The sequence below is a fragment of the Sphingobium sp. V4 genome (genome assembly GCF_029590555.1).
In the GTDB taxonomy this organism is placed as follows: domain Bacteria; phylum Pseudomonadota; class Alphaproteobacteria; order Sphingomonadales; family Sphingomonadaceae; genus Sphingobium.
Genome location: NZ_CP081002.1, coordinates 183,139 through 206,343 on the forward strand (window position 1 = coordinate 183,139; position 23,205 = coordinate 206,343).

Genomic DNA, 23,205 nt, shown 5'->3' on the forward strand with positions numbered 1-23,205 from the left:
GCCGGTTCAGCCGCCGATCGGCATCCCCGGCGGAATGACCGGCTCGGGCCGGCTGGCCTTCCCGATCTCCCTCGCCAGCCGTGCGTCGTCGCGCAGCATCGCCGCCACGCTGCGCTGCCAACTCGCATCCTCGCCTTCTCCCTTCGCCTGGGCGAAACGGTCTGCAATCAGCCGCAGCCGACCGTCCAGAATGGCGGCGACGTCGATCGAGGTGTCGGGCGACTGGCGCGTCCTGGCGATCGACAGGATGGCGCGATGGGCGATACGCCGCTCGACCGCCGATCCGCGCCGGTCGATCACACCGCCCTGCAAGCGGTCGAGCAACTCGCCCAGGCCGAGCTGTGCGGGGTCATTGCCATGCTGGATATGGATGCGGGCAAGGCGCGCAGGCGCCAGCAGGCTTTCGAGCGTCACCTGCGCCGCGACATCGGCCGCGACCAGCGGATCGAACGCCGATGCGCCCGCCGTGTCGAAGATTTCGGTATCATATTGGGGGTCCGATCTGCCGTTGACCCCCGAAGAGAGCATCAGCGCGAGTTGCGGCGAGACGGTCAGCGCGTCGGCCGACAAGGTGCCGATCAGCGCGTCGAGCGCGGCGCGTTGGTCGCTGGCGGCGGTGACGGTGGGCGCGGGCGTAGGCGCGCCGGCGACGGCATAACGATAGTCGATGCCGCCCACGATCTTGCCGATCGCCGCCACGGCATAACGGTGGAACAGCCAGACGGGCACGAATTTGCGCCGCAGGTCGGACAGCGGCTCGCCCGCGCGCAGCACGGCGGGGCCGAAATTGGCAAGCGCGATCCGGCGCACCGCCATGACATGCGCCAGATCGGCGGGCGTATCGGTGCCCTCTGTCCACATATTCGTGCCCGGCACGGCGAGGTCCGATGCGCGGCCGTCGATGTCGGTCGAATAATGGAGACCTGCCGCCTCGATCGCCTCTGCCTTCCGCGCGGCGTCCGCATCGGCATCGGCGCCCGGCGCCGGTTCGCCATAGAGCCAGTCGACCGTATATTTGTCCCACTTGCCGATACCCACGGCATAGGCGTCGGACAGGTCCAGCTTGCCGTCGGCGATCTTCACCAGCGGTCCGGGATAGTCCATCACCGATGCGCGATCGTCGAGGCTGGCCTGGAAATTATGGACGAAACCAATGGCATGGCCGACCTCGTGGGCGCCCAGCTGGCGGATGCGGGCCAGCGCGACGCGGACGGCATCATTGGCGCCGCCGCTGTCATTCTGGGCCGTGCCGACCAGCCCTTCATACAGGATGATGTCCTGCCGCAGCCGGAGCGACCCCAGCACGACATTGCCCTTGATAATCTCGCCCGTGCGGGGATCGATCACCCCGCCGCCATAGGACCAGCTTCGGGTCTGGCGGTTGGTCCAGTTGACGACATTGTAGCGCACATCCTGCGGATCGACGCCCGGCGGCAGGATCTTCACCTGGAAGGCATCGACATAGCCCGCCGCATCGAAGGCCTGGTTCCACCAGGCGACGCCTTCGGCGAGGGCGGTGCGGATCGGTTCGGGTGCGCTGTTGTCGATGTAGAAGAGGATCGGTTTCTTCACGCGCGACCGCGGGGCGGACGGGTCGATCTTGTCGAGGCGGAAGCGGTTGGCAAACTGCACCATGACCGGGTCGCCCAGCTTGCTGCCGAAGTCATAGGCCTGGGTCGCGTGGCTGCCCGACCTTATGTCGAACCGGCGCGGACGAAATCCGGGCGCGGGCAGGCGCACGAGCGAATGATGCACGGTGAAGCTGACCTGCCGCCCGTCGGGCGCGATCGTGTCGACCTCCTGACCCGGCGTGTCGGAGGCGAAGGTCTGGATCGCCTCCATCTCGATATTGTCGGGAAAGACCTTGACCGATGCCGGATCGGCGGCGCTGAGCTTTTCGGCCAGCTTGAACCCCTTGCCGTTGGCGTTGAGGGCATCGGCCAGTTTCATCGTGTCGCTCGTGAGGAACGGCGCGATGTCGATCGTGACGCCGCCGCCAGCAGCGGGCGCGATCACATCGAGCATCGCCACCGTGCTGAACGGAAAGCTGTTGGTGCCGCCGCGCTGCACGTCGGCGTCGCCGGTGGCGCGGTAGCGGGGATTTTCATAGGTGATCGCGACCTTCCTGCCCAACCGGCGGAAGGCGAGCAGCTGGGTTTCGCCCTGCATCCCGCGATCGATGCGGATCGGCGCGGAGCCAAGGCCGGTCTTGATCGATCCGGTATAGAGGAAGCGGCCGGACACGCCTTGCGCATCGGGCGCGGGCAGGGTCAGCAGGATGCGGCCGTCGGCCATGTCGACCCGGACCGGCAGCAGGGCGCCGTCGGCGGAGCTGGCGATGGGAACCGGCTCTGCGCGGGCGGGAGTGGCGATCGCACCCGCCGCCAAAGCGATCGCCCCGGCCGAAGCCATGCCCGTCATCCGTCGCGATAATTTCATGGATTTCCCTTTTTTACGCCGGTCGCGTCACGACCTATGGCGGATCATATCATGCGATCCGTTGAGCATGTCGGCATATTCGTAAGCAATCGACAGCGAAATTGATGATTTTCAACAGGATGGAGGCGTTTCGTGACGGAATTCCACGAGCTTGAACTGGATCGCACCGACCTGCGCCTGCTGCGCGAGATCGTTGAGGATGGGCGGATTTCCGATGTCGCGCTGGGCGAGCGCGTGCATCTGTCGAGTACCGCCGCCGCCCGCCGTCGCAAGATATTGGAGGAACGGGGCATGGTGCCGCGCTATGCCGCCAGTCCCGACCTTGTCCGCCTGGGCTTCGGCATCGTCGTTCACGTATCGATCGAACTGGTGTCGCAGACCGAACAGGTGCTGACCGAGTTCGAGGAAGCGGTCGTGAAATGTCCGTCTATGAGCTATTGCAGCTTCGTGTCGGGCGACACGGATTTCATGATGACGGTCCATGTCCGGTCCTTCGACGATTATGACCGTGTCTATCGCAAGGAATTATCGACCCTGCCGCATGTCGCCAAGATCCGCAGCAGCTTCGTGATGCGCCCGGTGGCCCAGCGCAATGTCCCGCCCGCGTTGTTCGACGGGTTGCGGTGAAGGACGAATCAGTAATGCAAGGGCGGGGCGACGCGCAGGATTATGACGCGTATCAGTCTGTACGCATCGGAATCGATCAATATTAGCCGGCTTTCCTGCCGAGTTTCGCGGGAAGCGCTAACGGCTCTTGTGTACCATCGCCAAGTCATCGGCAGCCCCGCAGGAGGGACAAGCGGCCGCCGGGACAAGGGTTAGCGCAGGTGCCCGGAAAACCGGGGCCATATACGGGGTCACATCCGGGGGACAAGTCGAGATTCGAAAGAGCGCCTGCCCCTGGCGAATGCGTGCCTGCAAGGCGCGATCCCTGACGCATGACCGGAGGAGGATGAAAGGCCCGACTGGACGCGCTTACAGGGGAAAGACAATGACGCATATCGTGCCGGGCTATAATTTCGACCGCCGCCGCCAGTTGGGTCGCAACTTGCTGAAAGCGACTGCCGCGCTGATTGCGGTATCTGCCACGCCGACATTCGCGCAGGACGCAACGGTCGCAGCCGCGCCGCAGCAGGAAGCCGCCGAGGACCAGATTGTCGTCACCGGCACTCGCATCGTGCGCGACGGTTACAGCGCGCCGACCCCCGTGGCGGTGATGAGCAAGGCCGACATCGTCGCGCAGGCACCGGCCAATATTTCGGACTTCGTGAACCAGCTTCCCTCGATCGCGGGTAGCGGCACGTCCGGCTCCTCGTCGGGCGGGTTGTCCAATGCCGGCGCCGGCATCAACTCGATCAGCCTGCGCGGCCTGGGCGTCGGGCGCACGCTCGTGCTGCTCGACGGCCAGCGCTCGGTCGCCTCGACCGTGGGCGGCGTGGTCGACATCAACACCATCCCGCAGGATCTGGTCGAGCGGGTCGAGGTCGTCACCGGCGGCGCATCGGCGGCCTATGGCTCGGACGCGGTCGGCGGCGTCGTCAACTTCGTCCTCGACAAGGGGTTCAAGGGGTTCCGCATCGGCGTCGACCAGGGCATCAGCACCTATGGCGACGGCCGCAACTACAAGATCACGGCCAGCGCGGGCCTGTCGCTGCTCGACGACCGGCTGCACATGCTGTTCAACGGCGAATATTTCAAGCAGATCGGCGTCGACACGATCGACCGCGACTGGAACGACAGCGGCTATTTCATGATCAACAATCCCGCTTACAATGGGACCAATGGTCAACCACAGCGGCTGGTGGGGTCGGGCTTTGGACCTTCGGGCTATACGACCGGCGGCCTGATCGGCGCGGGTCCGCTGCGCGGCACCTATTTCCTGGGCGCGGGGCAGACCGGGCAACTGACCTATGGCACCGTACTCAGCCCCTGGATGGTCGGCGGCGACACCGATGTGACGCTGGCCGGTCATGTCGGCACCAACTCGCTGGTCCCGCATGACGAACGGCTGAGCTTCTTCAACCGTACCGCCTTCGACATCGCGCCGGAAATCACCATTTACGGCCAATTCGCCTATAATCGTTCGACCAGCCGCAGCTATTATCAGCAGACGCCCAGCACCGGTGTCACCATCCGGTCCGACAATGCCTATCTGCGCACCTATTATCCGCAGGTCGCCGCGCAGATGGCGGCGCAGGGGTTGACCTCCTTCACCATGGGGACCAGCAATGCCGGCTTCCCCGTGCCCGGCAGCGACATCAAGCGAGAAGTCTATCGCTTCGTTGGCGGCGCTGAAGGGCAGTTCGAGCTGTTCGATCGCAAATGGGAATGGAACGGCTATTATCAGCATGGCGTCACCAAGGCGCATGAGGAGCTGACCAACACCTGGAACAACGCCCGCATGGCGTTGGCGCAGGATGCGGTGTTCGCGCCCAATGGCAGCATCGTCTGCCGCTCCACGCTGACCGATCCGACCAATGGCTGCGTGCCGATCAACCGCCTCGGCACCATGGGGCCGTCGGCCGAAGCGCTGGCCTATATCTATGGCGCCGAGCAGCCGCAGCGCGAACAGACGATCAAGCAGGATGTGGCGGCGCTCAGCTTCAGCGGCGAAGTGTTCGACCTGCCCGGCGGCGCGGCCGCCGTGGCATTCGGCGCGGAATGGCGCAAGGAGCAGATCGACGGCAAGGTCGACCCGCAGTTCAATTCAGGCTGGCTCTACGGCAATTTCCTGGTCAACAAGGGCGACTATAATGTGAAGGAAGGCTTCCTGGAAGTCGACCTGCCGGTGGTCAAGGGGCTGAACGTCAACGCCGCGGGGCGCTTCACCGATTATTCGACGTCCGGATCGGTCCAGACCTGGAAGCTCGGCGCGACTTTCCAGCCGATCCGCGATGTCCGTCTGCGCGGCAATATCAGCCATGACATCCGGGCGCCCAACCTTCAGGAACTGTTCGCGGCCGGCACCGCGCGCACCAACACGGTCATCATCCCGACCGGCGCCAATGCTCCCGCGACCGGATCGCTGCAATTCGTGCAGAACCAGGTCGGCAATCCCAATCTGAAGCCGGAGGTCGCCGACAGCTGGACGCTGGGGGCGGTGCTGACGCCCAGCTTCCTGCCCGGCTTCTCCGCGTCCTTCGACTATTATGCGATCAAGATCGACAAGGCGATCGGCAACGTCACCGCGCAGGATACGGTCGACCTCTGCTATGCGGAGGGCATTTCCTCCTATTGCAGCAACATCATCTTCAATGGCAGCACGCTGACCAGCATCGTCCTTCAGCCGATCAACTTCGCCAAGCAGACCACCAAGGGCTTCGACATCGAGGCGAGCTACCGCCTGCCGCTGTCCGATATTTCGGACAGCCTGCCCGGCACCTTCACGCTTCATTCGGCGGTGACCCATTATATCGAGAATGTGATCGACAACGGCATCAGCTTCCCGATCGATTATGCCGGGGTGAACGGCGGATCGCTGGCCGGCACCTACAGCTCGCCCGACTGGGTCTATCGCGTCAGCGCTTTCTATGAAGCCGATCCCTTCACCCTCAATCTGGTGGCGCGCGGCTTCAGCGATGGGGTTTATGGCAACGATTATATCGAATGCACCAGCGCCTGCCCGGCCTCGACGACGCAATATCGCACGATCAATGACAACCATATCGACGGCGCCATCTACTTCGACGCTTCGATCGGTGTGAAGTTCAAGGCCTATGGCGGCAACGGCAAGCTGACCTTCATCGTCAACAATCTGCTCGACCGTGATCCGGAACTGATCGGCAACGGCCCGGACGGCAACAATGTCCCTGCCTACGCCCAGACCAGCCGGGGTCGCTATGAGGTGATCGGCCGCTCCTTCCGCGTCTCCGCCAAGTTCCAATTCTAAGACCGACAAAGGGTAACATCCCATGACACGCATGAAGACGATCGCCGCCAGCCTTGCGCTCGCCAGCACGCTGCTGACCCCGGTCGCGCAGGCCGCCGCGCCCAAGGCGATGAAGACCGCCGCTGCAGCCGCCGTCGATGCGCAGGCCAAGCAGGTGCAGGTGATGGTGGACCAGGTGTTCAGCTTTGCCGAACCTGGCTTCCAGGAAGTCAAGACATCCGAATATCTGACGAAGATACTGGAGCAGAACGGCTTTACCGTGACGCGCGGGGTCGCGGGCATCCCGACCGCCTTCACCGCGACCTGGGGGGAAGGCGGCCCGCTGATCGCGCTGGGCAGCGATATCGACGACGTGCTGGGCGTGTCGCAGATTCCCGGCATCCCCAATATCAAGCCGCTGGTGGAAGGCGCGCCGGGCCATGGCGAGGGGCACAATGCGGGGATGCCGCTGGTCATCGCCGCTGCCATCGCGGTCAAGCAGGTGATGGAGAAGAACAGGATCCCCGGCCGCCTGATGCTCTGGCCCGGCGTCGCGGAGGAATTGCTGGCGACGAAGGCCTATTATGTCCGCGACGGCCTGTTCAAGGATGTCGATGCCTGCATCTTCACCCATGTGAGCAACGACTTCAACACCGGCTACGGCGAGATGGGCAATAACGGGATGGTGTCTGTGGAATATACGTTCCACGGCAAGACCGCCCATTCGGCAGGGATGCCGTGGGAAGGGCGCAGCGCGCTCGACGGCGTGGAACTGATGGACGTCGCCTGGAACATGCGGCGGGAGCATCTGCCGATCACCCAGCGGTCGCACTATATCATCTCCAACGGGGGTGGTCAGCCGAACGTGGTGCCGGACAAGGCGTCGGTCTGGTATTATTTCCGGGAGCGCGACTTCAAGTCGATCCGCGACCTGTACGACCTGGGCAACACCCTGTCCGAAGCGGCGGCCAAGGCCAGCGGAACCACCGTGACGCGTCAGGTTCTGGGCTATGCCGCGCCCAATTTCGGCAACAAGCCGATGGCCGAGGCGGCCTACGCCAATATCAAGGCGGTGGGAATGCCCCAATGGTCGGCCGACGACCAGGCCTTCGCCAAGGCGGTGCAGGAAGCCAATCAGCGCAAGGTTGAGCCACTGCGCACCGAAATCGGCGAGTTGTCGACGCCGGAAAACCGCAAGCCATCGACTGGCGGCGGATCGGATGACATTGGCGATATCATGTGGACGGTGCCGACCATCACCATCCGCTTCCCTTCCAACATCCCCAACATGATCGGCCATAATGTGACTTCCGCCATCGCCATGGCGACGCCGATCGCGCACAAGGGGGCGGTTGCGGGCGCGAAGGCGCTGGCGATGACGGTGCTGGACCTCATGACCACGCCCAAGCTCGTGGCCGACGCCAAGACCTATTTCAAGGACGTGCAGCTCAAGACCGACAGCTATGCCCCGGTCCTCACGGAGCAGGACAAGCCCGCCATCTGGCTCAACGAAAAGACGATGCAGCTCATGCGGCCGCAGATGGAGAAATATTATTACGATCCAACCAAATATGAGACCTATCTCGAACAGTTGGGCGTCAAATATCCGACTCTGACGCCGCAATGATCTCCCACGCTCCATTCATGAAGAGGACGCAGCCTTTGGGTCGCACCATCGCACTTGCCCTCGCCCTGTCGGCGGCGGCGCTTTCCATGCCCGCGCAGGGGGCCTCACCCCAGACGATGAAGGCGCAGGCCGCCGCGGGGGTGGAGGCCCAGGCCAAGCAGATCCAGGTCATGGTCGACCAGGTCTTCAGCTTCGCCGAGCCGGGCTTCCAGGAAATCCGCACCTCCGAATATCTGGCGAAGATATTGGAGGACAATGGCTTCACCGTGACCAGAGGCGTCGCGGGCATCCCCACCGCCTTCACCGCGACCTGGGGGGAAAGCGGCCCGATGATCGCGCTGGGCAGCGACATAGACGATCTGCTGGGCGTGTCGCAGATGCCGGGTGTTCCTACCGTCAAGCCGATCGTCGCGGGAGCGCCTGGCCATGGCGAGGGTCATAATTCGGGTATGCCGATGATGATCGCCGCAGCGCTGGCGGCTAAGAAAGTCATGCAGGATAATGGGATCAAGGGGCGGCTCATGCTGTGGCCCGGCGTTGCGGAGGAACTGCTGGCGACCAAGGCCTTCTACGTGCGGGCGGGCATGTTCAAGGATGTCGACGCCTGCATCTTCGGCCATGTGAACACGGGTTTCGGCACGGCCTATGGCGACCTTGGCCTGAACGGCATGGTGTCGGTCGAATATGAGTTCAGCGGCAAGACCGCCCATTCGGCCGCCATGCCATGGGAAGGGCGCAGCGCCCTTGACGCGGTGGAATATATGGATGTGGCCTGGAATTTCCGGCGCGAACATCTGCCGCTCACCCAGCGGTCGCACGACGTCATCACCAATGGCGGCGGCCAGCCCAATGTCGTGCCTGACAAGGCGTCGGTCTGGTATTATTTCCGCGACAAGGATTTCGCTGCCGTCCGTTCGCTCTACGAAACCGGCACCAGCGTGGCGGAGGCGGCGGCGCAGGCCACCGGCACCAGCGTCAAGCGGACGATACTGGGCTATGCCGCGCCCAATTTCGGCAACAAGCCGATGGCGGAAGCCGCCTATGCCAATATCAAGGCGGTGGGGATGCCCCAATGGTCCGCCGCCGACCAGGCCTTCGCCAAGGCGGTGCAGGTTAACAACGGGCTGAAGGTGCAGCCGCTCGCGACGAGCATCACGCCGCTCTCGAAACCTGAAACGCGCGGTGCGGGCGGCGGCTTTGGGGCTTCGGACGATATTGGCGACGTGATGTGGAGCGTGCCGACCATTACTATCAATTATCCCGCCAATGTCCCCAACATCATCTTCCACCACGCCACGGCCGCCATGGCGATGGCGACGCCGATCGCGCACAAGGGCACGGTCGCGGGCGCCAAGGCGGTTGCGATGACCGTCATAGACCTGATGACCGATCCCCAGCTGCTGGCCAGCGCCAAGACCTATTTCCGGGACGTCCAGCTCAAGACCCAGAAATATGACCCGGTCTTGGCCCCCGACGACCAGCCGGCCATTCATCGCAACGAGAGGATAATGAACGAGTTGCGGCCGGAGATGGAGAAATATTATTATGATCCGGCCAGATATGGCAGCTATCTGGAGCAGCTGGGCGTGCGCTACGGCGACTGACGCGGGGTTGCGTTAGCCATTGCATATGCGGCGATCCTGGTCGCCGCATATCGCTCGTCTCGACAAAAATATTTCCGCTGTTTGCGAATTTGTCGCATTAGCGCTACTTGCGAGCGCAAATGAGTCGCAACAGGGGAAATCAGATGAATTTTCGACTATGGGCATTGAGCGGGGCGGCCGCGATCGCATTGTGTGGCACGGCTGCTCACGCGGAAGAGGTCGCTGCCGACGCGTCGGGCGATGAAGGCCAGATCGTCGTCACCGCAGCCAATGCGGGGACCAAGACCGAAACGCCCCTGATCGAATTGCCGCAGCCGATTACCGTCATCACCTCCGACCAGTTCATCGCGCAGGGCGCGATCAGCATCAGCGACACGGTCAAATATGCCGCCGGCGTGCTGGCCAATCCCTATGGTCGCGATACACGTGTGGACGGCTTCAACGTGCGCGGCATCGACGCCTTGCAGTTTCGCGACGGGATGCGCGACATTTTCAGTTATTATGCCAGCATCACCTCCGATCCCTATAATTTCTCTCGGGTCGAAATCGTGCGCGGCCCGGCATCGGTGCTGTTCGGCCAGGGGTCGATCGGCGGCTTGGTCAATCTCGTCTCCAAGACGCCGGAGTTCAGGACGGGCGGTGAAATCAACCTCGTCTACGGCAGCTATGACCGTAAGGAGGCGATGGGCGACGTCAATGTCGCGCTGGCGGACAATCTGGCGGTCCGCGTCGTCGGCCGCGTTCGCGATGCCGACACCTATGTCGATCATGTCCCCGACGATCGTGTGATGTTCGCGCCGTCGATCCGCTGGCAGCCCACGCCCGACACCGATGTAGTGCTGACCGGCCTCTATCAGGAGGATGACACCGGATCGACCTCCCAGTTCCTGCCGATCGTGGGCACGTTCCGCCCGAACACAGCCTATCCTGCGGGCACGCTCGATCAATATACATTTGTCGGCAAGCCGGGCTGGGATCGTTACAATGGCCGCTCGCTCCAGGGCGGCGGCTCGATCACCCATGATTTTTCGGACAAGGTCCGGCTCAGCCTCAAGGCCCGCTATATCGACAGCGACCTCGAATATTACACCCATTATGCGGACAGCTACACTTATCCGACCGATCCATTCTCGGTCTACGGGACGGACGGTCGGACGATCGGCCTCTATTCCAGTGCCGGCGACGCGAAGATGAACGTCTTTTCGACCGACAATAATCTTCAGTTCAGCTTCGACACGGGCGCAAATATCACACATAAGCTACTCGTCGGTCTTGATTATAGCTGGAACAGGGTCGGCAAGCGCACCACCTATGGTGCGACAGAGATCGTCGACCTGTACGACATCGATTATGATGCGCTGGCGGCCTACGCACCGACCGGCCCATTCGCTTATGATTCGCAGAAGCAACTCGGCGTCTATGTGCAGGACCAGATCCGCTTCTTCGACCGCGTCTCCCTCGTGCTGGGCGCGCGGCGGGATCATGTCACCAACTCGACGGGGCAGGAAGACAACGCAACCACTTTCCGCGCCGGCATCATCGGCGAAATCGGCGCGGGCTTGTCTCCCTTCTTCAGCTACACGGAGAGCTTCCTGCCGATCGCCGGCGCCAACAGCGATGGCGACCCATTCAGGCCGCAGACCGGCACCCAGTTCGAGGCGGGCGTGAAGTGGCAGCCCGAACGCGACACGCTCGTCACCGTCACGGCCTTCCACATCAAGGAGCGCAACCGTGTCCTCTATCTGCCCAATGACGTCGTCACCCAGTCCGGTGAACTGACCACGAAGGGTGTGGAGTTAGAAGCAAGCCACCGCCTGCCCGGCGATTTCGAACTGCTGGTCAATTATGGCTACAACAAGCTCAAGTCCGAAGTGAACAGCAGCCTCGACTATATGCCGCGCCACACCGCGTCGATCTGGTCGACCAAGAGCTTCGGTGTCGTGGGGGGCGCGCGACTGAGGCTCGGCGCGGGCGCCGTCTATAGCGGCAAGAGCAAGTCGACCGGAGCGATCGACCCCTATGGCCTCAATCCCGCCATTCCTGCCGGTACGCTCTACACGATCGTCACGCCGTCCCGCACCACGGTCGACGCTCTCGCGGAGATCGACTGGCAGAACTGGCGCTTTGCGATCAACGCGACCAACCTGCTGAACAACCAATATTATGCGTCCTGCCTGGCGCGCGGCGACTGCTTCATGGGCGCGCCGCGCAATGTGATGGGTACGATCGGCTATCGGTTTTGAACGGAGAGAGACTATGCTGAAATGGACAAGCGCCCTGCTGGCGATCGCGTTCCTCCCGGCGCTGGCGCAGGCGCATGAAATCTGGGTCGAGCGCGACGGCGCCGGTCCGGCGCGCATCTATCTGGGCGAACCGGGCGAGGTGCTGCCCGAGGGTGGCGACCCCGAGTTCGAGAAGCTGAAGGCCCCGCGCCTGGTTCCCGCCGGGCAGGCGCCGCAACTGCGCAAGACCGGCTATATCGAGGTGGCCGCGCCTGCGGGCGATGTCCGCGTGACCGATGACAGCGTGTTCGCGCCATGGGGCGAGGAAGGCAAGAAGGAGGGCGTCATCTATTATGCCCGCGCCGGCCGCAACGAGACGAAGGCTGTGTTGCCGCTGGAGATCGTGCCGACCGCGCCGGGCGCCGACAGCTTCATCCTTATCCGCGACGGCAAGCCGGTGGCGGGCGCGAAGCTGACCGCCATCACCCCGGAGAAATGGTCGAGAGCCTTCACCACCGATGCGCAGGGCCGGGTCGCGCTGCCGCTCAAGGACAAGGGGCGCTACATCCTCTCCGCGACGCAGGAGGAGAAAGGCGATCTGAGCCTCACCGGCCAGAAGGTCGCGACCATCTACCATATGACGACGCTCAGTTTCTTCCGCGACTGAGCGCTTTGGCTTGTCCTGATGCGCGCCAACGCGTTCCGGCTGGAGCGCGGTGGCACGCAGGATCCGGCCCAGCTGCGATTTCGCTTTCCAGATCGGTCAAGGTGCGGATTTTGCCGCCTCTTTCGTCCCAGCCTGTGTTGCCTTGCACCAGCAGCCGGCGCCGAAAGAGGATCATTCGACATGACGTCTTCGCTCAAGACCCTTGCGTTCGCGTTGATGCTCGGGGGTGCGGGAGCGGCTCTTGCCGAGCCCGCCAACCTGCCGCCTCCCGGAGGTGAAGCGCCCGTGGCTTTCGACGTGCATGAAGGCACCTCCATGGCCGTGTCGGTTTCGCCGGACGGCAAATGGCTGGCGGTCGACCTTCAGGGCAGCCTGTGGATCATTTCCGCAAAGGGCGGCAGAGCGAAGCGGATCACCGACTATTTCAACGACGCGCGCCAGCCGGTCTGGTCCCCGGACGGCGCACGCCTCGTCTATTTCGCCTATCGCGACGGCAACTATGACCTCTGGACCATCAGGCCCGATGGCAGCGACAGGCGGAAGCTGACCGACGGCGTCTATGATGATCGCGATCCGGTCTTTTCCCCCGACGGCAAGACCATCGCCTTCTCCTCCGACCGCAGCGGCAATTATGACATCTGGACGCTGGACATCGCCACCGGCGCGATGAAGCAGGTCAGCAGCAACCCGCGCGAGGATCGCCTGCCAAGCTGGTCGCCCGATGGTGGCCGCATCGCCTATTCGGGCGCGGAGGGCATGACGAAGAGCGCGATCTACGTCACCAGCCTCGCGACCGGCCAGGAAAGCCTGCTGAAGGAAGTGCAGGGCAGGGCCGACGCGCCATCCTTCGGTCCCGGCGGCCAACTCGCCTATGTCGTCGCGGACGATGCCGGCAGCCACCTGGAAATCGACGGTACGCGGGTCAGTGGGAAGGAGAATGTCTTTCCCTTCCGCATATCCTGGGGGAAGCGGGGCGACTATTATTATGTCTCGGACGGCAAGATCCGGCGGCGCAGCGGAACTGCCCTCGCCACGGTCGATTTTGCCGCCACGCTGGAAGTCGTCCGCCCCAGCTACACCCGCGCAAAGCGCGACTGGGACTCCACCGCGCCGCGCAAGGCGCTGGGCATCGTCCATCCGCATATCTCGCCTGACGGCAGTCGCATCGCGTTCGTCGCGCTGGGCGATCTTTATGTCGTCTCGTCAAACGGCGGGGTGCCGGAAAACCTGACGAAGGATGCCGCGCTGGACGCCGATCCGGCCTGGTCGCCAGACGGGGAGAGCATTGTCTTCAGCTCCGACCGGGTGGGCGGCCTGCCGCAGTTGTGGATCAGGGATCTGGGGACCGGCAAGGACCGGCAACTCACCCATATGGACACGCAGCCGCTGGGCGCGGCCTGGTCGCCCGACGGCACCCGCGTCGCCTTCATCGACGTGGATGGCCGCTGGGGCGTGGCAGGCGTGTGCGTCGTCGACGTCGCCACCGGCAAGGTCACGCGGCTCCAAAGCTCGCTCGGCCAGCCGGGCAGCCCAAGCTGGTCGGCGGATGGCAAATATGTCGCCATCAGCCTGTCCTACAAATATTCCAACAGTTTCCGCGAGGGCACCAATCAGGTCTATGTGATCCCTGCGGACGGCAAGGGCAAAGCCTTCTGGCAGATACCCGAACCCGATATGTCGCTCGACACGCGCAGCGGCAGCGGCCCCGCCTGGTCCCCGGATGGCACGAAAATGGCCGGCATCTATGAGGGGCTGCTCAAGATCTGGCCGGTGGACAAGGATGGCAAGCCACTGGGGCCGGTCCGCAGCTATACCGCCGACACGGCCTTCTACCCGACCTGGACGGCGGACTCAGGCACCATCCTCTATCAGGCGAACGACATGCTGAAGAGGATCGACGTCGCTACCGGGGTAATCGCCGACGTACCGATCGACCTCAGCTATCGCCTTGCCAAACCGAACGGTAGCACCGTCATCCATGTCAGCCATCTGATCGATTCGGTCACCGATGCCACCCAGCATGACAAGGACATCATTATCGAGGGCAATCGCATCGCCGCGATCCGCGACCATGATCCGGGCCTGCATTCGACCGGCCAGTTCGTGGACGGCACCGGTCTTACAGCGATACCGGGCCTGATCGAGTTTCATTCCCACGTCCAGAAGGACTTCGGGTCGAACCTGGAAAAGGCCTGGCTCGCCTACGGTATCACCACGGTGCGCGATCCCGGCACGCAGGTTTACGATGCGGTCGAGGATCGCGAGGCTGCCGAGGCTGGCGTGCGCCTGTCGCCGCGCCTCTATGTCGGGGGGCCGCTGCTCGAATGGCAGCGCGTCTATTACAAGATGGGCGTCGCCGTCTCCAGCCCGGCGCATCTGGAACGCGAGCTGGCCCGCGCCCGGACGCTCAAATATGACATCGTCAAAAGCTATGTCCGGATGCCCGACCTGTACCAGCGCCGCATCGTGGAGGCGGCGCATGCAATGGGCATACCCGTGTCGGGCCATGAAATCTTCCCGGCCGCCTATACCGGAGTCGACGGAACCGAACATCTGGGGGCGACCAGCCGGCGCGGCTATTCGCCCAAGCAGGGACCGGGCGGCATGGCTTATGAGGACGTGATCCAGCTGTTCGGCCGCAGCGGCCGCACACTGACCCCGACAAACTTCGGCGCCTTGACCGGCTATCTGGAGAAGAACCCCGACTATCGCACCGACCCGCGCGTCAACCTCTACCCGAGTTGGGCGCGCGAGACGGTGACCGGGACCAATGACCCGATGGCGATCTTCACCCGGCCGCTGCTCGCCGGTGGTCTGGTGAGTCTCAAGAAAATGTATGACGCAGGCACCCAGGTCGTTGCGGGCACCGACACGATGATCGCGACCAATCTCCATGCGGAGATCGCTTCATACGTGGATGCGGGGCTGACGCCGTTTCAGGCGCTCCAGACCGCGACCGTCAATTCGGCCAAGGCGCTGAACCTGGATGCCGGGACGTTGGAAGCGGGCAAGCTGGCCGATATCGTCCTGCTCGACGGCGATCCGCGCGAGAACATCGCCAACACGTTCAAGGTGCGCAAAGTAGTGGCGAACGGCGTCAGCCACGATGTCGAGCAACTGATCGGCGACGCCGGCAAATAGAACCGATCGCCGCCGGGACGGTCATCCCGGCGGCGATCAGCTACGTTACAGGTCGAACCGGTCCGCGTTCATGACCTTCGTCCAGGCCTTGACGAAATCGGCGACGAACTTGTCGCCTGCATCCGCCGCAGCATAGACCTCCGACAGGGCGCGCAGCTGCGAGTTGGAGCCGAAGGCCAGGTCGGTACGCGTGGCCGTCCATTTCTCCTCGTCGGTCGCGCGGTCGGTACCCACGAAGACCTCATCGCCCCGCGCGCTGACTTCCTTCCACGCCGTGCCCATGTCGAGCAGGTTGACGAAGAAGTCGTTGGTCAGCTGCCCCGGTCGGTCGGTGAACACGCCGTGCGGCGAGCCACCATGATTGGCGCCAAGTACGCGCAGGCCACCCACCAGAACCGTCATTTCCGGCGCACTGAGGCCGAGCAGCTGAGCGCGGTCGATCAGCAGTTCCTCGGTCGGTACGTTGAAACGGACCTGGAGATAGTTGCGGAAGCCATCCGCCCTGGGTTCCAGCGGGGCGAAGCTGTCGGCGTCAGTCTGCTCGTCCGTGGCATCGCCGCGACCGGAGGCGAAGGGGACGCTGATGTCACGGCCAGCCGCCTTCGCGGCCTTCTCGACCCCGACATTGCCGCCCAGCACGATCAGGTCGGCGATGCTCACCCGGCCGCCGAAATCGGCCTTAATCCCTTCATAGACCGGCAGCACCCGTTCCAATTCGGCAGGTTCGTTGACGTCCCAGTCCTTCTGCGGCGCCAGCCGGACGCGGGCGCCGTTGGCGCCGCCGCGCTTGTCGGAATCGCGATAGGTGGCGGCGGATGCCCAGGCGGTCTTGACCAGCTGGCTGACGCTGAGGCCGCTTGTCGCGATCCGATCCTTCAGCGCCTTTACATCCGCATCGCTCAAGGTCGTTCCGGTCGGAATCGGATCCTGCCAGATCAGATCCTCGGCAGGCACATCGGGGCCGAGATAGCGGGCCTTCGGGCCCAAGTCGCGATGGGTGAGCTTGAACCAGGCGCGGGCGAAGGCGTCGGCGAACTGGTCCGGGTTGCGATAGAAGCGTTCCGCGATTTCACGATAGGCCGGGTCTTCCTTGAACGCCATGTCGGCCGTGGTCATCATCGTCGGCACGCGTTTTTCCGGGCTGTGCGCGCCGGGCGCCATATCCTCCGGCTTCTGGTTTTTGGGCTGCCATTGCCAGGCGCCGGCCGGGCTCTTGACCAGTTCATAGTCATGGTCGAGCAGCATCCGGAAATAGTTCATCGACCATTGGATCGGGGTGGGCGTCCATGGCCCTTCCAGCCCGCTGGTGATGGTATGGTCGCCCATGCCACTTTCATGCCCGCTCTGCCAGCCAAGCCCCTGCTGCGCGATGTCCGCGCCTTCGGGTTCGACGCCCACCTTGGATGCGTCGCCCGCGCCATGGCATTTGCCGAACGTATGGCCGCCAGCCGTCAGCGCCAGCGTTTCCTCGTCATTCATCGCCATCCGGCTGAACGTTTCGCGAATGTCACGCGCCGACTGGAGCGGATCGGGCTTGCCGCCCGGTCCTTCCGGATTGACGTAGATCAGACCCATCTGAATCGCGGCGAGCGGGCTTTCCAGCACCATCTCCTTTTCAGGCTGGATGCGCGTCTCATTGCCTTCCTGCCCGACCCAGAACTCTTCCGTGCCCCAGTAGATGTCCTTTTCCGGCTCGAACACGTCCGCACGCCCGCCGCCGAAGCCGAACACCGGACCGCCCATCGATTCAATCGCAACATTGCCGGCCAGGATCATCAGGTCCGCCCAGCTGAGCTTGCGGCCATATTTCTGCTTGACCGGCCAAAGCAGGCGCCGCGCTTTGTCCAGATTGGCGTTGTCCGGCCAGCTGTTGAGCGGCGCGAAGCGCTGCGTACCCGACGACGCGCCGCCGCGCCCGTCTCCGGTGCGATAGGTGCCGGCGCTGTGCCAGGCCATGCGGATGAAGAAAGGACCATAATGACCATAGTCGGCCGGCCACCAAGGCTGGCTGTCCGTCATCAGCGCGGTCAGGTCGCGCTTCACGGCGGCGAGATCGAGGCTCTTGAATTCCGAAGCATAATCGAAATCGTCGCCCATTGGATCGCCGGTGCGGCCATGCTGGTGAAGGATGTCCAGCGACAGCTGATTGGGCCACCAATCCCGGTTGGTCCGCCCCAGCAGGCTTCGTAGCGCGGCCGGTTCCTTGGCCGGGTCGCTCAGGGGGCTTCCACTCGTCTTCGCGTCCATGGGAATAGACTCCTCTCTAGATCGAACCGCTACCCTTCGGCTCTCATGTTACTTATAGGCGTTCGCCGCCCCGAAGCGGAAATTGGAAAATCCGTTGACAGTAACAAGCAGAGCCGTTGAGGCCGCGACGACCAGTCGAGGCGGCGGGGCGATGACCTGACTCATCCGGTAAGCATTTCTTAGCTTTATCGGTCAAACTTCATCTCGATAAGGAAACAGGGCGCATGAACCAGAGCCTCGAAGCGGCTCGCCTCGACAAGCTGGCGAGCTTTCGCATTCTCGATACGCCTGCGGAGCGCGATTTCGACGCCCTGACCGCGCTGGCACAGCGGCTGTTGGACTGCCCGATTGCGCTGCTGTCGCTCGTCGACGGCCGACGCCAATGGTTCAAGTCGGCCCAGGGCATGGGGCATGTGCGGGAAACCCCGCGCGAACAGGCTTTCTGCGCACATACGATATATGAAGACGATTTGCTGCTGGTCGAGGATGCGCTGAGGGATGTCCGGTTCGGGGACAATCCGCTGGTACGTGGCGACCCGCGCATCCGCTTCTATGCCGGCGTGCCGCTGCGTCCGCACAGCGATGGCTTTGCCGATGATCTGCCCGGACTCGGATCGCTGTGCGTGATCGACACCCGGCCGCGCCGCCTGTCGGAGGATCAACTGGCGATATTGCGCGATCTGGCCGCGCTCGCGAACAGTCTGCTGCGCGCGCATGTGTCGGCGGAGGAAGCCCGCGACCTGGCGGAATTGGCGGAGGAGCGCGCGAATATCCTGGATGGCCAGCATCGACTGCTGCGCCAGGCGGAAAAGCTCGCGGGAATCGGCTCGTGGAGGCTGTCTCTCGATGAGCGGCGAATGGAATGGTCGGAACAGGTCTATGCGATCCACGGTCTTCCCGTTGGCGCAATGCCGACGCTGGACGAGGCGCTTGATTTCTTTGCGCCTGCCGAAGCCGTCCGCATACAGGATCGGCTCGCCCGCGCGGCCCGACTGGGCGAGCCTTTCGACTTCGAGGCCGAGATCACGACCGCCGACGGCCGTCATCGCCGGGTACGCAGCGTCGGCGAAATCGAGTTCCGCCATGAACGGCCCGCCGCAATCGTCGGCGTGTTCCAGGATGTGACCGAACGCCATTTGCGCGAGGAGGAATTGCGGCACAGCGCGAGCACCGACAGCCTGAGCGGCCTGCCCAACCGCGCCAGCTTCGAGCACCGCTTCGCCGAGTCCCTGGCCGCGGCGGAAGGCAATGCCGAGCCGATTGCGCTGCTGCTGATCGATCTCGACGGTTTCAAGGCGGTCAATGACAGTTTCGGCCACGCCGCAGGCGACGAGGTGCTGAAGGAGATGGCCGCGCATATGCGCGTTGGCTGCATGGCGAATGCCTTTCCGGCGCGGCTGGGAGGTGACGAGTTCGCTTTGCTCGTCACGCGGCCGCGCGACTGCGCCGACCTGGAAAACTATGTGCAAAAGGTTCTGGATCGTTTGCAGGTCATGGTGCGACAGGATGGGGAGGTGCGCCGCGTGTCGGCGACGGTAGGCGCGGTCCTCACCGACGGCGCGATTCTGACACCGGTGGAACTGATGCGTCGGGCCGATCTGGCCCTTTACCAGGCCAAGCGTCACCAGCGTGGGTCCGGCCGAATTTTCGGAGTGGACGCGCCGATTTTCCGAGCCAATGTGAGCGCAAACTAGCTGGACAATAAAGGAAAATACGGCCTGTCGCGGCCTAAGTAGATCGTTTGCGCGTCCGGCTTCGGCCCGTAGGCAGGGCCTATTCAAGCTCTCCAAGTTCCAGTTGCAGCTACTTCATGAGCCGGCTCCATCCGTCGCGCCCGTGGCTCATTCTGCCTGCCCGCAAAAACAGTAGCTTGACAAGGTGGGGCAGTTTTTTCCAAATAACGCAATCAAAGTCCAATATGTGGAATATTGGCTAAAGGGAGGATGACTGGTGCGGTTGCGATCTGTGAAACTGGCTTCGATTTCCTATGCGACGCTGATCGCGGTGACACCGCTGGCGGCGGCTGCCCAGGACGCGTCGCCGCAAGCGGGCGGGTCGCAGCAGGGCGATGTCAGCGAAACCGATATCGTCGTCACCGGGATTCGCAGCAGCCTTCAGGGCGCGCTCAATGCCAAGCGCAGCGCACCTCAGGTGCTGGACGCGATTTCGGCCGAGGATATCGGCAAATTCCCGGACAAGAATGTCGGCGAGGCGCTCCAGCGCGTGACCGGCGTGCAGATCAATCGTGCCGATGGCGAGGGCGCGGGCGTCACCATTCGCGGCGCCGACCCGTCGCTGAACCGGGTCGAGATCAACGGCACCACCGCGCTCTCGACCACCGTCGGCGGCGGCCGCGACGTCGATTTCCGCGATCTGCCTTCGGAGTTCGTCAACCGGCTGGAAGTTGTCAAGTCGGCCACTGCCGACATGACCGAAGGTGGCGTCGGCGGCACCGTGCGTATCATCACTCGCCGGCCGTTCGACAATGGCGGCAAGCCCTATCTGGCCGGATCGGCCCAAGCCATCTATGCCGACATCGGCGACCATATGGACCCGCGCCTGGCCATCATCGGCAGCGACACCTTCGCTGACGGTACGCTCGGCATATTGGTGTCGGGCACGTTCGAGAACCGCAATGTCGAAAGCCATCAGGCGCGCACCACGGGCTGGGTTCAGATCGACCGGGATCGCGTGACGCCGGGGATGCAGGCCTTCGACCTCAACAATGACGGCATGGGCGATTTCTTCCCGGACATTCCGCGTTATGTCATCAACCGCCTCGAAACCCGCCGCTATGCGCTCAACGGCATTCTGGAATGGCGGCCGAGCGACGATTTCAAGGCTTATCTCGAAAGCAACTGGACCCGGTCGAACCAGTCGGTGACGTCGCAATATCTCCAGACGGGCACCAGCGGCGGCCTGCTCGATACGGCCAACACGGTGATCGGCGAGGACAATACTGTCCAGTATCTGCGGATGGTCAACAATCCGGCCCTGGCCCAGGGAAGCCAGCTGGGCGTTTCCTATCGCAATATCCTGGGCGACATCCGCCGGACCACCTACAATGTGGCGCTGGGTGCGGAATGGACGACGGGCAAGCTGACCCTGACCCCGAAAATCTCCTATTCCAAGGCGAAGGCCTATAATAACGAGATCAATGCGACGGCCGCCGTCACCGGGATGCCGTGGCTGCAGGTCGATTACGGCAATGGCCAGAATGCGCCGAAGATCATCCTGCCCAACGACCCGACGACCACGGCCGGCATCAACCAGCTGACCGTCCTGCGCCGCCCGCGCTATGATGACCAGTCCGAGAAAATGGCCAAGCTGGATGCGGAATATAAGCCCGACGGCGGCGTCATCACCTCGCTCAAGGTGGGCGGCCAATATCGTGACCTGACCGTGAAGAGCAAATTCTTCAATCGATCGACGGTCCTCAACGGCGTCGGCAACCCGGCTGTCCAGGCCCAGATCAACAATGCCGTCGGTCTTGCGGGACTCGGCACCGCGCCCTTCTTCGACACCGGCGACCTGGGCTTTTCGGACGGCTATGCCGGTTGGCTCAACATGAACCAGGCGGTGGCGGACGCGATCGGCATCCCGGACCCGTTTGCCGCAGGGGGCTGCCCGGCCAATGCCGGCGGTACGTGCCAGGTCTTTACCGACACCTGGGAAGTGGGCGAACGCAATCTTGCCGGCTTCGGGCAGGCTGCTTTCGAATTTGACGTGGGCGCCGTCCCGGTCAGCGGTGTGATCGGCGCACGCGTCGTCAACACGAAGGTCAACACGTCGGGCTATCAGAGCGCGTCGCAGGGCGCGGGCCGGCCCCCGATCATCACGCCTGTCGCCTATGACAGCAGCAACACCGAGTTCCTGCCGTCGATCAACCTGAAGGCGGACCTGATCCCCAACCGGTTGCAGGCGCGTCTGACGGCCACTGAAGTGATGGCCCGCCCACTGCCCCAACAGCTCGCGCCCCGCTTCACGCTCGACGTGGTGGGCCTGTCCGGCTCGCGCGGCAACCCCGCGCTCCAGCCGTTCCGCGCGCGGCAATATGATGCGGGCCTGGAATATTATATCAACAAGACGAGCTTCGCGTCCGTCACCTATTTCCGCAAGGACATCACCTCCTTCATCCAGAACACGACGGAAGCCTTCACCGACGCCAATGGCGTCACCTACAATATCCTGGTGCCCACCAACGGATCGCAGAAGGTGACGATCAACGGCGTGGAGGCAGGCGCGCAGCTGGCCTTCGATTTCGTCGACGTGCCGGTCATCAAGAATATGGGTGTGATCGCCAACTATACCTATTCGAAGGACAGCGGCTACGAAGGGAAGGATTATTTCACCGGGGAATCGCTGCCGTTCCAGGGCCTGTCGCGCCACAGCTACAATCTGTCGGCCTATTATGAGGATGATGTCGTCAGCCTGCGCGGCGCCTATAACTGGCGGTCCAAATATCTGATCGTCGCACAGGGGCGCGGCAACAATCCCGAGTTCGGCGAGGCCTATGGCCAGCTCGACGCCTCGCTCAACATCACGGTCATGCCCGGCGTCTCCTTCTTCCTCGAAGGCGTCAACCTGCTCGATGCCACGCGCAAGGAGAATGCGAACAGCGTCTATCGCCGTACCATCATCGAGACCTTCGGTCGCAGGGTCTATGGCGGCGTTCGCCTGAAGCTGTGAGCCCGAGGGGGTTGAACCGCCGGGCGATGCTCGCCGCGCTGGCCGCCCTGCCAATGGCGGCGCGCGCGCCCGGTCGCATCCTCTACCGTGACGACTTCCGCCATGGCCTGATGCAATGGCGGATCGAGGCGGCGGGGGACGCAAAGGTGGCGGCGCGGGAGGGCGTGCTCGACATCGATACCCCGGCCGGTCTGACCTTGTGGTTCCTGCCCACACTGAATGGCCCGATCGCGATCGACTATGAAGTCAGGGCAGTGGACGCGGGCGGACCGCATGATGCGGTCAGCGACGTCAACGCCTTCTGGATGGCGACCGACGCCAATGCACCGGATGGATCGGTGCTGGCAACGCGGCGCAGTGGCGTGTTCGAGGATTATGACCTGCTTCGCACTTACTATGTCGGCATCGGGGGCAACCGCAACACGACCACGCGGATGCGCCGCTATGTCGGCAAGGCGGGCGAGCGCCCGCTGCTGCCGGAACATGACCGGCTGGCCAGAGCCGATATGCTGGAGCCGAACCGGTGGTTCCGCCTGCGCCTGATCGCCGACGGCCAGCGCATCGCGGTGGTGCGTGACGGCGCGACCCTGTTCAGCATGACCGATGGCGCGCCCTACCGGCGTGGCCATTTCGGCGTGCGGACGACGCAGAGCCATATCCAGATTCGCAATTTCTCGATCAGCCGGCTGTAGACCGGCCCC

The 23,205-nt window shown here is 63.5% G+C and carries 12 protein-coding genes; 10 read left to right on the plus strand and 2 right to left on the minus strand.

What is annotated here, in order from left to right; genetic code table 11:
- Positions 1 to 6: 6 nt before the first annotated feature.
- Positions 7 to 2,439, minus strand: coding sequence for a zinc-dependent metalloprotease (locus K3M67_RS16640; protein ID WP_285833480.1), 2,433 nt, complete (start codon positions 2,437 to 2,439; stop codon positions 7 to 9).
- A 132-nt stretch (positions 2,440 to 2,571) separates the two neighbouring features.
- On the opposite strand from K3M67_RS16640, the gene K3M67_RS16645 reads away from it, so the two are divergent.
- The 7 genes from K3M67_RS16645 to K3M67_RS16675 all read left to right on the plus strand — a co-directional run bounded on the left by K3M67_RS16645 (position 2,572) and on the right by K3M67_RS16675 (position 15,568).
- Complete coding sequence (locus K3M67_RS16645; protein WP_285833481.1) at positions 2,572 to 3,066, plus strand: Lrp/AsnC family transcriptional regulator; 495 nt, start codon at positions 2,572 to 2,574, stop codon at positions 3,064 to 3,066.
- Between the two features lie 364 nt (positions 3,067 to 3,430).
- Complete coding sequence (locus tag K3M67_RS16650) at positions 3,431 to 6,328, plus strand: TonB-dependent receptor plug domain-containing protein (protein WP_285833482.1); 2,898 nt, start codon at positions 3,431 to 3,433, stop codon at positions 6,326 to 6,328.
- A gap of 31 nt (positions 6,329 to 6,359) precedes the next feature.
- A complete protein-coding gene (locus tag K3M67_RS16655) occupies positions 6,360 to 7,934 on the plus strand; it encodes an amidohydrolase (RefSeq protein WP_066858958.1) in 1,575 nt (524 codons plus the stop codon).
- Between the two features lie 17 nt (positions 7,935 to 7,951).
- Complete coding sequence (locus K3M67_RS16660; RefSeq protein WP_285833483.1) at positions 7,952 to 9,538, plus strand: amidohydrolase; 1,587 nt, start codon at positions 7,952 to 7,954, stop codon at positions 9,536 to 9,538.
- Between the two features lie 143 nt (positions 9,539 to 9,681).
- A complete protein-coding gene (locus K3M67_RS16665) occupies positions 9,682 to 11,781 on the plus strand; it encodes a TonB-dependent siderophore receptor (RefSeq protein WP_285833484.1) in 2,100 nt (699 codons plus the stop codon).
- Between the two features lie 13 nt (positions 11,782 to 11,794).
- Complete coding sequence (locus K3M67_RS16670; protein ID WP_066858961.1) at positions 11,795 to 12,427, plus strand: DUF4198 domain-containing protein; 633 nt, start codon at positions 11,795 to 11,797, stop codon at positions 12,425 to 12,427.
- A gap of 180 nt (positions 12,428 to 12,607) precedes the next feature.
- Positions 12,608 to 15,568 carry an amidohydrolase family protein gene (locus tag K3M67_RS16675; protein ID WP_285833485.1) on the plus strand — a complete coding sequence of 987 codons (2,961 nt, stop codon included), beginning with the start codon at positions 12,608 to 12,610 and terminating at the stop codon, positions 15,566 to 15,568.
- A gap of 45 nt (positions 15,569 to 15,613) precedes the next feature.
- Here the strand turns inward: K3M67_RS16675 and katG are convergent, their stop codons facing one another.
- Positions 15,614 to 17,815, minus strand: a complete 2,202-nt coding sequence (gene katG / locus K3M67_RS16680) for a catalase/peroxidase HPI (protein WP_285833486.1) — start codon at positions 17,813 to 17,815, stop codon at positions 15,614 to 15,616.
- Positions 17,816 to 18,039: 224 nt separating this feature from the next.
- Here katG and K3M67_RS16685 point away from each other — a divergent pair, with 224 nt between their 5' ends.
- The 3 genes from K3M67_RS16685 to K3M67_RS16695 all read left to right on the plus strand — a co-directional run bounded on the left by K3M67_RS16685 (position 18,040) and on the right by K3M67_RS16695 (position 23,196).
- Positions 18,040 to 19,509, plus strand: a complete 1,470-nt coding sequence (locus K3M67_RS16685) for a diguanylate cyclase domain-containing protein (RefSeq protein WP_285833487.1) — start codon at positions 18,040 to 18,042, stop codon at positions 19,507 to 19,509.
- A 256-nt stretch (positions 19,510 to 19,765) separates the two neighbouring features.
- On the plus strand, positions 19,766 to 22,504 hold the full coding sequence (locus tag K3M67_RS16690) for a TonB-dependent receptor (RefSeq protein WP_285833488.1): 2,739 nt from the start codon (positions 19,766 to 19,768) through the stop codon (positions 22,502 to 22,504).
- A gap of 26 nt (positions 22,505 to 22,530) precedes the next feature.
- Positions 22,531 to 23,196 (plus strand): DUF6250 domain-containing protein, encoded by a 666-nt coding sequence (locus K3M67_RS16695; protein ID WP_285833770.1) that lies wholly within the window; start codon positions 22,531 to 22,533, stop codon positions 23,194 to 23,196.
- Positions 23,197 to 23,205 lie beyond the last annotated feature (9 nt).

Bases quoted from the DNA above. Each gene is read 5' to 3' on its own strand.
- K3M67_RS16640 (WP_285833480.1), bottom strand. From the start codon at position 2,439: ATGAAATTATCGCGACGGATGACGGGCATGGCTTCGGCCGGGGCGATC.
- K3M67_RS16650 (WP_285833482.1), top strand. From the start codon at position 3,431: ATGACGCATATCGTGCCGGGCTATAATTTCGACCGCCGCCGCCAGTTG.
- K3M67_RS16655 (WP_066858958.1), top strand. From the start codon at position 6,360: ATGAAGACGATCGCCGCCAGCCTTGCGCTCGCCAGCACGCTGCTGACC.
- K3M67_RS16660 (WP_285833483.1), top strand. From the start codon at position 7,952: ATGAAGAGGACGCAGCCTTTGGGTCGCACCATCGCACTTGCCCTCGCC.
- K3M67_RS16665 (WP_285833484.1), top strand. From the start codon at position 9,682: ATGAATTTTCGACTATGGGCATTGAGCGGGGCGGCCGCGATCGCATTG.
- K3M67_RS16670 (WP_066858961.1), top strand. From the start codon at position 11,795: ATGCTGAAATGGACAAGCGCCCTGCTGGCGATCGCGTTCCTCCCGGCG.
- K3M67_RS16675 (WP_285833485.1), top strand. From the start codon at position 12,608: ATGACGTCTTCGCTCAAGACCCTTGCGTTCGCGTTGATGCTCGGGGGT.
- katG (WP_285833486.1), bottom strand. From the start codon at position 17,815: ATGGACGCGAAGACGAGTGGAAGCCCCCTGAGCGACCCGGCCAAGGAA.
- K3M67_RS16685 (WP_285833487.1), top strand. From the start codon at position 18,040: ATGAACCAGAGCCTCGAAGCGGCTCGCCTCGACAAGCTGGCGAGCTTT.
- K3M67_RS16695 (WP_285833770.1), top strand. From the start codon at position 22,531: ATGCTCGCCGCGCTGGCCGCCCTGCCAATGGCGGCGCGCGCGCCCGGT.